Annotated in this window: 9 protein-coding genes and 1 pseudogene; 1 reads left to right on the top strand and 9 read right to left on the bottom strand. The window is 58.0% G+C overall.

Annotation, left to right across the window (positions count from 1 at the left end; translation table 11 throughout):
• Nucleotides 1–18 precede the first annotated feature (18 nt).
• On the bottom strand, nt 19–4,083 hold the full coding sequence (locus B8991_RS09695) for an nSTAND1 domain-containing NTPase (RefSeq protein WP_179141459.1): 4,065 nt from the start codon (nt 4,081–4,083) through the stop codon (nt 19–21).
• Nucleotides 4,084–4,091: 8 nt separating this feature from the next.
• Entirely contained in the window at nt 4,092–5,492 is a 1,401-nt protein-coding gene (locus B8991_RS09690) for a TIR domain-containing protein (RefSeq protein WP_179141458.1), read from the bottom strand.
• A 288-nt stretch (nt 5,493–5,780) separates the two neighbouring features.
• Here B8991_RS09690 and B8991_RS22290 point away from each other — a divergent pair.
• Nucleotides 5,781–5,925: pseudogene (locus tag B8991_RS22290) on the top strand (IS5/IS1182 family transposase); the annotation flags it as partial.
• A 206-nt stretch (nt 5,926–6,131) separates the two neighbouring features.
• Here B8991_RS22290 and B8991_RS09685 read toward each other — a convergent pair.
• The 7 genes from B8991_RS09685 to bhcA form a co-directional block, all read right to left on the bottom strand.
• A complete protein-coding gene (locus B8991_RS09685; RefSeq protein ID WP_084352794.1) occupies nt 6,132–7,625 on the bottom strand; it encodes a nucleobase:cation symporter-2 family protein in 1,494 nt (497 codons plus the stop codon).
• A gap of 313 nt (nt 7,626–7,938) precedes the next feature.
• Nucleotides 7,939–8,937, bottom strand: coding sequence for a type I glyceraldehyde-3-phosphate dehydrogenase (locus B8991_RS09680; protein ID WP_084352793.1), 999 nt, complete (start codon nt 8,935–8,937; stop codon nt 7,939–7,941).
• 3 nt (nt 8,938–8,940) lie between these two features.
• Complete coding sequence (locus B8991_RS21440; RefSeq protein WP_179141457.1) at nt 8,941–9,111, bottom strand: hypothetical protein; 171 nt, start codon at nt 9,109–9,111, stop codon at nt 8,941–8,943.
• A 178-nt stretch (nt 9,112–9,289) separates the two neighbouring features.
• Entirely contained in the window at nt 9,290–10,255 is a 966-nt protein-coding gene (gene bhcD, locus B8991_RS09675; protein ID WP_084352903.1) for an iminosuccinate reductase BhcD, read from the bottom strand.
• Nucleotides 10,256–10,363: 108 nt separating this feature from the next.
• Entirely contained in the window at nt 10,364–11,530 is a 1,167-nt protein-coding gene (gene bhcC, locus B8991_RS09670; protein ID WP_084352792.1) for a 3-hydroxy-D-aspartate aldolase BhcC, read from the bottom strand.
• A 22-nt stretch (nt 11,531–11,552) separates the two neighbouring features.
• On the bottom strand, nt 11,553–12,503 hold the full coding sequence (bhcB, locus tag B8991_RS09665) for a beta-hydroxyaspartate dehydratase BhcB (protein ID WP_143514551.1): 951 nt from the start codon (nt 12,501–12,503) through the stop codon (nt 11,553–11,555).
• 11 nt (nt 12,504–12,514) lie between these two features.
• Entirely contained in the window at nt 12,515–13,705 is a 1,191-nt protein-coding gene (bhcA, locus tag B8991_RS09660; protein WP_084352790.1) for an L-aspartate--glyoxylate aminotransferase BhcA, read from the bottom strand.
• Nucleotides 13,706–13,801: the final 96 nt, after the last annotated feature.

Here is a 13,801-nt window from a genome sequence, read left to right as displayed (position 1 = left end):
AATTGTCCTCGCGTGGCGTCATTTGTCGTTGCCCGTAATTGCATCAAGCGTCGTTCGTGCGAAATCCAGAAACTTCTGTGGTGCCACAAAAAACTGCTGCACGACAACATTGCCGCCACGCGTGCCGACAGCCAGCTTGATCCCGTCATCCGTGCCGCGAACGTCGAGTGCGTTCAAGGTTTCGGTAAAGCTCTGATAGTCAGCCTGTGGCGCGCCGGTTGCAGTATCCCAGATGATCAGATGTTCATCATTGGATATCGTGGCTACGAATTCGCCCGTCGGCAAGGCGCGGGCACCGGTCAGCTTGGAACGGTGCTCTTGCAGCAGACGTATCGTATCCGTTTCGGGCCACCAGACGCTGCCTTGCCAATCAGCGGATCCCGCCACGACAAAACTGCCGTCGGATGAAAAATCCAGCGCCGTGATGTTTCCGACATGGTACTGGGCGAGCTTTGCCAGCGTGCCCGCGCCGGTTTCCACGTCCAGATCGTATAGACGGATATTGCAATCACTCCCTCCGACGGCCAACCGTGCGCCATCGGGCGACAGTGCGAGCGATGTCGGAAAGGCCGGTCTTCGGCACGCGTGCCCCTCGGACCGGCTGGTTTCCACCTCGGCCTGAAAGCGCACGAGAGCAATATGATCGGATTTGGCGCTTCCGCAAGCATCGGACCCCGTTTCGCAAACCAGAATCCACTCACCGTCAGATCCGCCCACATCCACCGCAAACCGTTGACCATCGTCGGACATTGCCAGTTTTCTGCCGCGCTTGCGAAAGTTCAGCGCGTCACCTGTCAGCCGCGTTTCCAGGTCCGTCCATTCGCCAGTGGCGGTTCGCCGGAACGTCCTGACGGCGGGCGCGTACATGCTGGCCATCATCACGTCGCTTGCCTGAGAGCTGGCCAGCATTTGCGGACTCGCATCGGCTTCCGAGGCAACGTAGATCGGTGTCGCCTTGTCGTTTTTTGCCTTGGACCAGATCGTCGTCCGGTCGGTATACCCCACCCATTTGCCTTCCGGCCCCATGGCAAGTGACTGCACTTGCGCGGAATTGCCCGATACCCGCCCGCTAAGCGAATAATCAGTCAGGCGTGACGCAAAAGGCGTCCAGATGCGGGCCGTGTTGTCCAGCGCAGCGGTCAGAACCTCGCTGTTTTCCGGCGCGAATTCCACCGTCCGGGGGGCCCTTTGGTGGCTGCGCAAAATCGTCAACGGACGCCACTCATCGGTGCGGTACAGAAAAGTCGTGCCGTCCCAGGATGTCGCCGCAAGCAGGCTGCCTTGGTTGTTGAAACTGAGGTCCCAAATGTCCGAATCCTGCCAGAGCCTGCCATCAGACAGAGAAACCGCGGGCAAGCCGCTTGTGTCGCCGGCTGGCCGCGACAATCTCCAAAGACGCACGGCGTCATCATTGCCCCCCGACGCGAGAATATTTCCGTCGGGTGCAAAGCTCAGGCCTTTGACCGCCTGCGAATGGCCTTCATTGGAACAGGTCGTCGCCAGCCCATCAGGTGTCATCAGACAGACGATACCGTCCTGACGGCCAAATGCAGCAACCACCCCGTCAGGTGAAAAAGCAACCGACCAAATTCTGGCCGACGGGGGGGCATATTCCGACCCATCGGCCAGGTCGAGTGTTTCGCCGTCTCCTCTCGCGACCAGATTGCGCGATGTGAATATCCTGTGGTGCCCCCAGCGCCCCGTCGCCAATCGTTGCCAGACGTGAATATGGCCGGTCAGGGATCCGCCAATCAAGAACCTTCCATCCGCCGAGAAATCCAGTTTCGAGATCGTGGCATAGCCCCATTCTGCGGGTCCGGCGTAAAGCTCTGTCACGGTGGGCGGCGCGCCCCCATTTGTCAGGCTTTCGACCAGAAGAACCGCGCCGCGCTGCGTACCGACAGCGATAGCGCCATCTGCCGCGACCGCCATTGACCTGCCCTGTAGGCCATCGCCACGGCTGAGCGATTGCGCAAGTGGAACGACACGAATGGGCTTAGAATTATCGTAGCGATCCCAGACGAACAATTCCAACCCTTCGGTCAGCGTGACGATCTGCGTACCACCGTCAAGGAATGACGCGGCATAAACCGCATTGACCGCACCAGGCCCGTGACCGAAGCGCCGAAGTTCGTGAATATAGGTCAGCGACTGGCGAAGCTGTCTTTGTCCAAAATCCAGTGATGCGGGGTCCAGATTGACTTCTATGGCATAATCCAGCGCCGATGCCGCACGAAATGCAACGTCAAACGGGTCTTGCGCATAAGACGTGGGTTGGACCGCCGACAAAGTTTGCCGTGCGGCTTCCTGTTTCGTGGCCCAGGCATCCGCTTCTTCCTGCTGCGCCTTTTGTTCAGCAAGTAACAGCTTTGCCTGCGCCAGTTCTTCGGATTTTTGCAGGCTTTCCAGCTCGGCCTGTGCCAGTGCCCGTCGGTCGCCTGCCCGTTCAACGACGATCACCGCCCCGACAAGCAACGCGAGCGCGGTCACACCGAACAACGTGGCCTTTTCATAGACCGCATAGCGTTCAGATTTCCGGACGAACCCGCGCACACGTTCAAACACATCCCTGGGGCTGAGCGTTCCGCTGTCATCCACCCAGTTCAGATGCGCCAGATGCCGTTCCGCCCAAGCCGCGTTCGGCCGTCTCGTCGCCCACCATTCCGAATGGCGTTTACGCGCATTCTTCCGCAGCAAACCGCTGCCGATCAGCCGGTCCCACAGGCCGCCGCGCGCTGTCGTCTCCCGGTCATAGGCAAGCCGCGCAAGGAAGCGGATATTCGACGCAGAGGCGCTTTCCTCGGGCAACCATGTGTCGCGCAGCGGCTGCCAGAGGCGCAGCACGCATTCATGGGTCACGTCCACGGTGTCGTCGGGGTCTATGCCGTCAAATTCTCCGGCGACGCGCAAATAGCTTTCGGTGCCGTCCTTGAAGGCCGAAATCACCGCGACCAATTCGTCAAAACTGCAATCGAGCGTCGCGGCCGCCTCTCCCAGTTTGATCGGACGACGAATATCCCGGCCCCGGCTGTTCAGTGTCGTCAACGCACAAAACAGCCCGCGCGTGATCTTCTGATCGTGGCTGGACAGTCTGTTGTAGATCTTGTCCAGCCGGTGCGACAGCGACATGCGCAACGCGTCATGCCCGCCGCTGCGCGACTGACCGGGGGTCTCGGGAATATCGAAGGCGCGGAAGAAGTCCGACAGGCCGATGGTGACATGGCCCTCGGGCTGCTTGCGTCGCGCATCAATATACAGCAACCGAAGCGCGTGCTGCATAAGCGGCAGCTTGTCCAACTGCTCTTCCAACCCGTTCAGCAACCAGACGGCCAGTTCTGGCTCTATCGTGCCGCCAAACAGCGAGATCGGGCCTTCGATCGCCTCTTGCATCTGGAACCTGTCCAGCGTTGGCGTCAGAAACTGGCTGTGGTTGATCGCGCTTGTCAGACCGGAATAGCGCGAGCATTTCTCCAACTCGTCAGTGCGGATGGTGATGACGACATAGACGTCCCGAAGCGCCGCCGTCGTCTTGAGCAACACATCGACAAAGCGCGATGCTTCGTGCGGGTCGTCCTGCGCATAGCGAAAGATCTCTTCGAACTGATCGACGAGGATGACAATGGGCCGACCTTCCAGCAAGGTGATCCCGTCCAGCGCCTCATTGAGATTGCTGGACCGCCTTTCGATGTGGTTCAGGAACAGGTTGCGCAACTCTTCGACAACCGGCACCTGTTCGTCGTTCGGATCAGGGGTGCCGCGACCGCTTTCCCCGGTGACGATCGCCTTTGCCAGTGCCGACGCGAGCCGGTCCAGCGGATCGGTTTCCGGATACAGATCGCAATAGATCCAGTCAGACCCACGATCCCCAAGAAATCCGGCCTCCAGCGCGTTGAACAGGCCTGTCCGCGCCAGCGACGATTTCCCGCATCCGGACGGGCCGGTAACACAAAGGAATTGGTTCTTGGCCAGTTTGTCGAGCATGTCGGACACATGGTCGTCGCGTCCGTAGAAAATATCGAACTCTGATCGCAGAAACGACCGCAATCCCGGATAGGGCGTCAAGCTTTCTGCGGGTTGATCCATCGCGTCACTCATTGTGCGGGTTGCACGCCAAGCGAAGACAGGAACGCGCCCATCGACACCTCGTCAATATCTGACGAAATCCGGATGACATGGATGCCCGGCCCGCTGGGGCAGGGGGTGGCATCTTCCGGTGCGGCATTGCCAAAGGCAATTTCGAACCTTTGTTGTTCCTCGTTCCACACGGCCTTTCGCCAGCGTCGGAAAAACCGAAAATGCGCGCGTGCCCGTTTCTGACCTTCGATCTGGTCGCCATAGACAAGCACGATAGCGTCGTTGTCGCGCACGGATTCTGACAGCGCTTCCATACTTGCGTTGTAATCGACGTAATCGACCAGAACGTGCTTGTCCAAGGCCGCGCCGATCTTGTCGCGCAGAACCGCATCGGATCGGGCCGCGTCAATCGACACAAGCGGAGGGAATTCCCCCGGAACAGACTGAAAGATTTCTTCGCGGCGAAGGTCGGATTGGATCACTTCTTCTTTTTTGCGGGCCAGCTTCACACTATAGGCCTCGAAATCTTCAAAACTGGATCTGTGGCTTACCACAGTACGCAGAAACTCGGCATAATCCTCGCCGCATTCGGCCAGATCAAAGCCTCGGGGCATCCAGACGGCGGCTTCTATCCCGACTTCTTTTGCGATGCCATGCTGTGCCACACTGCTGGGCAGGCCCTTGTAATCCGCAACGCGGCGGCCGGGGATCGCGCCAATCACCTGAACAAAGATATGCGCGGCGTTCAGATGGTCGCGGATGGCTGCGGCATTCAGATCCTCGGAAACGCGGTCCAGACGTGTGACACCAAAACCAGCATCCAGATAGACCCGTTCCAGCCGGTCGGTTTCAGTCTTGGTATCGCTGGTGGACGCGGCCAGAACGATTTTCACCAAGCTGTCGTCACTTGGCGCAATCTGGTTCGGCGCTGCGGTAGCCTGCCTGTCGGTAACGCTGTTTGACATGGTCTTGATGTCATCGACCAAGCGTTGCAACTGTTGTCGATACCCTTCTTGCGCCAGCCCGGTCGCCGTCTGCGGCAAGGGATGACCAAAGCGCACGGATTTGCCCGCTTGTTCCGCCCAGAACCGGATCGAAAGCAAGCCGCGCAACTCATCCCGAAGTGCGACCATCGGATGGTCGTCAGATGTGGTCCAATGATCGTCCAGTTCCACAAGGATCAGGCTTTTGCCAAGCTTGATGAAGGTGCGCAGTTCCTTTTCGCAACTGCTGGAGCGGCAATAATTCTCAGACAGGAACACCAGCCCGATATCGGATTTGGCGATTTCTTCGGCAATCTTGTCGTCGATCCAGTCACCGGTTCGAAGCGCACCTTCGGTGTCCTTGACCAGTTGGTAACGGCTGTCGGATCCGTCGGCACCAAGCTCATATCTTACATCGGCAAGCAACTCTCCCATGCGGCTGGAATTGAAGCGCGGCCGATGTCTGGCATCACGATGACAGTAGCTGACAAAGAGCGAGGTTGAGGAAATAGTATTTTCCACCATAACGGTATCCGATTTTCTTTTAAGTCAATGTACAGAAATCACTAAATAATATCTAGCTTACGCGAGAATCCTCAAAAAAACAACGTAGGCTTGTGTGGTATGCCCATTGTTTGATTTGAGGCTTTTGAACTCGGGTGGTTGGTCCCCACGCTGACATCAGTGATGAGCAGCAATCTTTCCTGTTCCACATAAGCGCAGGTGGAGCGGACACGCCCCATTTTCCAAAAAAGCCACGACGCGCCGTGGGCGATGAAAGGCACATTCTGGGTGGCCTATCTTCCTCAACCGCAATGGCTTGCGGCGGAGCGATGCGCCCAAGGCATTGGGACCAGCAAAGCCCCTCTAAAATCGACGAAAGCACCGAAGGTGAGGGGTGTGCCGCCGGGCCGAGGGCGTATGCAAGCGGGCATTGCCCACAAACTGGGGTTGTTTTGCGGTGAGCAAGATCCTTGACCGCATGAATTTGAAACTTGGTAGATTTGTGGGTCCAGACGTGCAAACGGGGCCACGAAGGCCCCGTTCGCGGTTCTTTTGATCTGTTGGAAGCGCTTAGTGGCCGCCGTCCGACTGCATCGCTGTTTGACGCAATTCATCTTCGGTGATCGCTTTTGCACCGTTGAAGACGATGTTCAAAAACACCGCGGAAATTGCTGCCAGCAGGATGCCAGAGTCGATCAACGGTTCGATCTCATGTGGCAGATGCATGGAGAATTCAGGCGCGATCAGTGGAATCATTCCCAGACCCAGCGAGATTGCCACGATCAGACCGTTATAGCGGTTCGTCTTGAAATCAACCGCACCCAGGATACGCACGCCAGTTGCGGCAACCATGCCGAACATCACCAGACCAGCACCGCCAAGAACGGAAACCGGAAGCGCCTCGACCAGGGCACCCATCTTGGGCACAAGGCCCAACACGATCATGATCGCGCCACCCATGACACAGACATAGCGAGAGCGGATGCCGGTGACACCGACAAGGCCCACGTTCTGGCTGAACGAGGTGTACGGGAAAGTGTTGAACAGACCGCCAATGACCGTGCCCAGTCCGTCGGTACGCAGACCGGCCGAAAGCGACGGGCGTTCGATCTTCTTGTTGCACATTTCACCGAGCGCAAGGAACATGCCGGTGGATTCGATCATCACGACGATCATCACCAGCGTCATGGTCAGGATCATGATCGGATCAAAGATCGGGACGCCCCAACGCAACGGTGTGATCAGAGCGAACCAATGAGCTTCACCGACACTGGAGAAATGCATGTAGCCCATCGACGCGGCCAGAATAGCCCCAACGACAATCCCGCACAGGACCGAGATATTGGCCAGGAAACCGGTGAAAAACTTCATGATCAGAATGATCGTCAACAGAACGATGCCCGAAATTGCCATGTTCGGCAGCGTCGCATAGTTGTCGTTTTCTTGGGTCGCGCCTAGTGTCAGCCCGTCCGGAATTTCGGTGACGCCAGCGGCGCGAAGCCCTTCAAGCCATGCAGTGTGCTCTGGCGCAACCAGTTGCGGTGCGGTCGGACCAACTGGCAGACCGAAGATCCAGTTGATGCCGACACGCATCAGGGTGACGCCGATCACAAGAATGATTGTTCCTGTCACGACCGGCGGAAAGAACCTTAACATGCGGCTGACCGTCGGGGCCAGCAGCATCGCGACTATGCCCGCCCCGATGATCGAACCAAAGATCATACGCGCGCCGTCAACGCCCGGATTGGCGATGCCGATGGACACCATCGGACCAACGCTGGCAAATGTAACGCCCATCATGACCGGCAGCTTGATACCGAACCATTTCGACGCCCCAAGCGATTGAATGATGGTCACGACGCCACAGACGAAGAGGTCGGCAGAGATCAGGAAAGCCACCTGTTCAGGGTTCAGCTTCAACACGCGGCCCACGATCAGCGGAACGGCAATTGCGCCCGCATACATGACAAGCACATGCTGTAACCCCAAGGTGAATAGCTTCGCCGGTGGGATCTTCTCGTTTACGGCATCAACCGACGACGGATTGATGGTTGCATCAGTCATTTGTTCGTTCCTCCTCCTTAATTCCAGACCTGCACTCTGGCGTGATTTTCAGTTTGACCCGACAGCTTGCCATCGACCCTGTTTTTTCAGCCTCAGCTGAGAAACTCGTTTCGAGCGATTTCGAATGGCTCGGCAGCCTGCGGATGCGCCGACAAATTCTCCACGACCAATCCTTGGGATTGATCTCAATTTCTGTACGCGCGACGGCCTCGCACCGCTGTATCGGACGCATCTTTCGCGCGGCATCCGGACTTCGGTGCATGCAAGCGTCGCCTGTCTTTCGTCCCTCTGTCTATCTTGGGCTTCGCCGCCGTCAGCCCGGCCTATTCGACCGAGACGCGAGCCTGCGTGCCATATCGATCATCCGCGCGGAAAAGCCCCATTCATTGTCGTACCAACCAAAGAGCCGCAGTTGACGTTCGCCCGTGGCCATCGTTTCAGGAAGGGCCAGTATCAGCGATTCCGGACGCGCGCGAAGGTCACGGGACACGCACGCATCGTCCGTCGCTCCGATCACGCGGCTTTCATTGGCGATCTTCTTCAGGGTCTCGGTTGCCGACGCGGCTGCCGGGGATGAAAGCTGAATGGTCGCGTCTATCGCCGATACGCTCAGACATGGAACCCGCACGGCCGCAATACTGGTGCGGGCACCGATACCGGGCAGGATCTGCGTCAGCTCCTTCGCGGCACTTGTGGTTGTGGGCACCATGGATTCAGCCCCTGCCCGGCTGCGCGCCAGACCGGCGCGTGGCGTGTCGACCATCGGCTGGCTGGCGGTGTAGCAATGGATCGTCGTGACATGCGCCTGTTCGATCCCCAGCTTCGCATCAATCGCGCGCAGCAACGGCGCGATGGCATTTGTCGTGCACGAAGAGTTCGAGATGATCATCGAACGTCCCAGCGTCTCGTCATTGGCGCCCAGGACAATCGTCGTATCCGAATGATCGGATGGGCCGGAAATCAGCACCGCTTTGGCACCTGCCCGCAGGCCACGTTCGGCCATGTCCCGTGATGTGATGCGGCCGGTGCATTCCAGAACCACGTCGACATCCGTCAAGTCGCACGCCCCAATATCGGCCGAGGTCGAAAACGCGATGCGGCTCTGCCCGATCGTCAATGCGCCGTCTTCCTCCTCGACGGTGTCGGGAAGCGGCCCGAACGTGCTGTCGTATTTCAACAGGTATGCACAGGTCTCAAGCGGCGCTATGTCGTTGATCAGCGCAACCTCGATATCTGCATGGCCGGGGTCGGTCATAATCTGGCGCAGGATCGTGCGCCCTATTCGTCCAAAGCCATTAATGACGATCCGCATGTTCTACTCCGCTGGTTTCACACGATTGGCGTACTGTTTGTCCACGACATGATTGAAAACCTGCGCCTTGGTCACTGCAAGGGCGTCACCCTTGCCGAACGGGTTTTCTTTTGCACCTGAGAAGATCATTGAAAGGCGCTTCGGCCAGATCTCACCCTCCTTCTCCGATGTCATGCAGCGTGGCGGCAACTGCACATTCCTGAATTGCGCGGCGTTTTTTCATCGGCGTTTGGTATTGTCACCCGGTTGCCGACTGCTGCATTTTTCAAACTGGCGAAAGCTATCACCTCCTGTATTCGCAACTTCAGTTGGTCGCCGTCAGCACATCCGGACCGAAGGCGACCGACCGGCATCAAAAATCAACCTCTATGGCGACACCGTTCTTCACGGCCAGTTCCACGACGCTGGCCGCGACGGCCAGATCCTGCAAACCGACGCCTGTGCCGTCGAACAGCGTGATCTCGTCATCCGATGTCCGGCCCTTATGCGTGCCGTTGATGACTTCGCCGATCTGAACGATGTTCTCCGGACGGATCATGTGGTTATAGATCGCGTGTTGCGCTTCGCCGATGGTGATGGATTGCGCGACCTCATCGGTAAAGACGGTGGCCTTGCCCAGCAGCGCGGCCTCGACTTCCTGCTTACCCTTGGTGTCGGTTCCCATGCAGGCGATGTGTGTACCCGGCGAAATGTGCTTGGCCATGACGGTCGGCTCGAACGTCGAGGTGATGGAGATCACCACGTCGGCCTCGACCATGCCATCCAGCTCGACCGCCTCGAAGGGAACACCCGCTTCGTTCGCGACCTTTTCGATGTTGGGCAGCATTTCAGGGTGATAGTTCCAACCGATGACCTTTTCGAAGGGGCGCTGCTCAAGTGCTGCGCGCAATTGGAATGTCGCCTGATGACCGGCACCGACCATGCCCATGACCTTGGCATCCTTGCGGGCAAGATGCTTGATCGAGACCGACGACGCAGCCGCCGTACGCAGGGCTGTCAGCAGGTTGCCACCCACCATCGCCTTGACCATGCCGGTGTCCGGATCGAACAGGAAAATCGTGGACTGGTGATTGATCACCCCATGCTTTTCAAGGTTGTTGGGCCAGTACCCTCCGGCCTTGAGGCCAAGCGTCATTCCCTGTTTGTCGAACCCGCCTTTGAAGCCATAAAGCGCGTCTTCGTGACCAATCGCTTCGCGAATGACTGGGAAGTTATAGGCGTTTTTTGACGCCATGGCAGCAAAGACACTTTCTACAGCATCAAATGCGGCAGAGCGGGTCATCAGATTGGCAATTTCGCGTTCGGGAACGATCAGCATCGTGTCACATCCTTCTGGGTTCATGCGTCCACGCGCACCGACAGGTGCCGCGCGCGCAGACGTTTTTTGTGGCATACGGCCGCAAGATGCGCGGCCGAGATGGTGCGATCAGTAGGCTTTGCCGCGTGCAGAGACGGGCCAGACGGTCTCGACCTTGCCGTTGCGAACGCCGACATACCAGTCGTGCACGTTGGCGGTCGGGTCGCAGTGGCCGGGGACGAGCTTCAGCTTGTCATTGACCTTCAGCACGCCCTTGGGATCGGCAACAACACCGTGTTCGTCCGAGCATTTGACGTATTCCACATCGTCACGGCCGTAGATGAACGGCAGGCCGCTATCCATCGACTGTGCCTTGAGACCGGCATCCACGATCGCCTTGTCTTCCTTGGCGTGGCTCATCACGCTTGTCAGGATGAAGAACGCATTTTTCCATTCGCCGTCATCAATGCGCTTGCCGTCCTTGTCCAGGATACGGCCGTAATCCGCGTCCATGAACGCGTATGACCCACACTGAAGCTCATTGTAGACGCCCGAATTGCTCTCGAAGTAGTAAGAGCCTGTGCCGCCGCCTGAAATGAGGTCACACTCGATACCCTCGGCCCTGAGGCCTTCGACGGCATCCTTGACCTGAGCAATAGCCGTGTCGAGCTTTTGCTGACGATCCTCGAAGCTGTCCATGTGCTGCATCGCGCCCTGATAGGCCTGAATGCCGCGGAATGTCAGGTTATGGGCATCGCGCACCGCCTTGCCGATTTCGACGACGGCTTCGGTTGTTGTCACGCCGCAGCGGCCCGCGCCGCAGTCGATTTCGATGAAAACACCAAGATCGGTGCCGTGCTTTTGCGCGGCTTCGGACAGATCCGAGATGTTGGCAAGATCATCGACGCATACGATGATTTCGCCGCCGCTGATCTTGGGCAACTGTGCCAGGCGGTCGATCTTGGCCGGGTCGCGAACCTGGTTGGAAACAAGGATTTCCTTGATGCCGGCGCGGGCGAACACTTCAGCTTCAGAGACTTTCTGGCAGCAGACACCAACGGCCCCGCCCAGTTCCATCTGCAACTTCAGCACATCGACGGATTTGTGCATCTTGCCATGCGCGCGGTGGCGCATGCCGTGTGCCTTGGCATAATCGCCCATCTTCTTGATGTTGTATTCCAGCGCGTCCAGATCGAGGATCAGACAGGGCGTCTGGATCTCTTTTTCATCCATGCCGGGGACGGCGGGGATGTCGAAACCGACTTCGTAATCGTCGAATTTGGCAGGTGCGTTCATTTTATGTGCTCCCTTAGCGTGTTCATTTAAGCCACGGCAGCTTGTCGAGATCGACATTGCCGCCTGTGATGATGATGCCGACGCGCTTTCCAGCGAACCGGTCCTTGTTCTTGAGGATCGTGGCCAACGGCACGGAAGAACTGGCCTCCATGACGATGCGCAGATGCTTCCATGTCAGCTTCATCGCGTCGATGATTTCCTCTTCCGACGCCGTCAGGATGTCCGTGACGTGATTTGACACAAAGTGCCAGGTCAGGTCTTTCAGCGGAACCAGCAATCCATCCGCGATGGTCTTTGGCGCATCATCAGCGATGATGTGCCCGGCCTTGAAGCTGCGATAGGCATCGTCTGCCTGCTCTGGCTCTGCGGCGATGATCTGCGTTTCGGGTGCCTGATGTGACAAGGTCAGACAGGTGCCCGAAATCATGCCGCCACCACCAATCGGCGCCACAACCATATCGAGGCCGCCGGTCTGTTCCATGAACTCACGCGCGCAGGTGCCCTGACCCGCGATCACCCGTGGGTCATTGTAGGGATGCACGAAATCACCGCCGGTTTCCGCCTGCACCTTGGCAAACGTCTCTTCACGCGAAGAGGTCGAGGGATCGCATTCCGTGATGTTTCCGCCATAACGTTTGACGGTGTCCTTCTTGGCCTGCGGCGCGGTGCGCGGCATGACGACATTGCAGGGAATGCCACGCTTCATCGCGGCGTAGCTGAGGCACGAGGCATGGTTGCCAGATGAATGGGTGGCGACACCCTTTTTCGCTTGCTCCTCGTCCAGTCCGAACACCGCATTGCTGGCACCGCGCACTTTGAAAGCGCCCGGTTCCTGAAAGTTCTCGCACTTGAAGAACAACTCTGCCCCGCTCAGCTCGTTCAGATAGGCCGAGGTCCGCACCGGTGTCTCGCGGATATAGGGCTTGATGCGCTCATGCGCATCAAGCATGTCCTGATAGGTAGGGATATACATCTCACCAGACATTATGCGGCCGCCTTGCTGCCGTTTTTCAGGTCGCGGCGGTAGTATTCCTGCGCTGCCGCAACACCCGAGCCAAGCTTCACATCCAGACCCAAATCAACCATCACCATTTCCGCGACGCCAAGGCCCGACAGCATCATCGCATCGGTCAGGCTGCCCAGATGGCCGATACGGAAAACCTTGCCGGCAACTTCGCCCAGACCAACGCCAAACGCCATCCCGTAGTCGTTTGCGGCGACGGTCACGATGTCAGTGGCATTGAACCCTTCCGGCGTGCGGATGGCAGATACAGTGTCGGAATACACGTCGGGCGAAGCTGCGCACAGTTCCAGCCCCCATGCACCGATGGCCTTGCGGACACCTTCGGCAATGCGGTGATGGCGCGCGAACACGTTTTCGATGCCTTCATCCAGCAGCATGTCGAGAGACAGTTTCAGACCGTTCATCAACCCGACAGGCGGGGTGTAGGGGAACGCGTTGTTGTCATAACCCTTCTGCATGTCGTTGATGTCGAAGAATGTGCGCGGCAATGTTGCAGATTTGGTTGCTTGCACGGCTTTGTCCGAGAAGCCGACAATCGCCAGGCCAGCGGGCAGCATGAAGCCCTTTTGGCTGCCGGTCACGGCAACATCGACGCCCCATTCGTCAAACCGAAAATCCATGGACGCGATGGAACTGACTCCATCGACAAACAGCATTGCAGGGTGGCCCGCAGCGTCGAGCGCCTTGCGCACGGCGGCAATATCGGACTTCACGCCTGTGGCGGTTTCGTTATGCGTGGCCAGAACCACCTTGATCTCATGAGACTTGTCAGCCTTCAGGATCTCTTCGTACTTGTCGGCGGGCAGACCTTCGCCCCATGGTGTCTCGACCACATGCACGTCCAGTCCGTGGCGCTGGCACATGTCGATCCAACGGTGGCTGAACATGCCGTTCCGCGCGGCCAGCACCTTGTCCCCCTTGTTAAGCGTGTTGCTGAGCGCCGTTTCCCAGCCGCCGGTTCCGGTCGACGGGAAGATGTAGATCTTGGCGCTGTCGGATTTCAGGACCTTCCGGACACCATCCAGACACGGATGCAGGATCTTGCCAAACGTTGGCGACCGGTGGTCAATCGTCGGCATATAGCACGCCTGGCGAACCGCTTCGGGCATGTTTGTAGGACCGGGAATGAATACTGGGTTCTGGAAGCTCATGATCGTCTCCTTCTGAGGCTGAGCTCAACATATCGTGCCCCCATGCAGGACGAAACTTTTTTGAAAAGTCATTTCATTTCTACAATAGTTAAAATA

Source organism: Primorskyibacter flagellatus (assembly GCF_900176485.1).
GTDB classification, from domain to species: domain Bacteria; phylum Pseudomonadota; class Alphaproteobacteria; order Rhodobacterales; family Rhodobacteraceae; genus Primorskyibacter; species Primorskyibacter flagellatus.
This window is presented reverse-complemented; position numbering and strand designations above follow the sequence as displayed.

Coding starts and splice junctions, on each gene's coding strand:
- B8991_RS09680 (WP_084352793.1), bottom strand. CDS start 8,937: ATGCGGATCGTCATTAATGGCTTTGGACGAATAGGGCGCACGATCCTG.
- B8991_RS09685 (WP_084352794.1), bottom strand. CDS start 7,625: ATGACTGATGCAACCATCAATCCGTCGTCGGTTGATGCCGTAAACGAG.
- bhcA (WP_084352790.1), bottom strand. CDS start 13,705: ATGAGCTTCCAGAACCCAGTATTCATTCCCGGTCCTACAAACATGCCC.
- B8991_RS21440 (WP_179141457.1), bottom strand. CDS start 9,111: ATGACATCGGAGAAGGAGGGTGAGATCTGGCCGAAGCGCCTTTCAATG.
- bhcC (WP_084352792.1), bottom strand. CDS start 11,530: ATGAACGCACCTGCCAAATTCGACGATTACGAAGTCGGTTTCGACATC.
- B8991_RS09695 (WP_179141459.1), bottom strand. CDS start 4,083: ATGGATCAACCCGCAGAAAGCTTGACGCCCTATCCGGGATTGCGGTCG.
- B8991_RS09690 (WP_179141458.1), bottom strand. CDS start 5,492: ATGGGAGAGTTGCTTGCCGATGTAAGATATGAGCTTGGTGCCGACGGA.
- bhcD (WP_084352903.1), bottom strand. CDS start 10,255: ATGCTGATCGTTCCCGAACGCGAAATTGCCAATCTGATGACCCGCTCT.
- bhcB (WP_143514551.1), bottom strand. CDS start 12,503: ATGTATATCCCTACCTATCAGGACATGCTTGATGCGCATGAGCGCATC.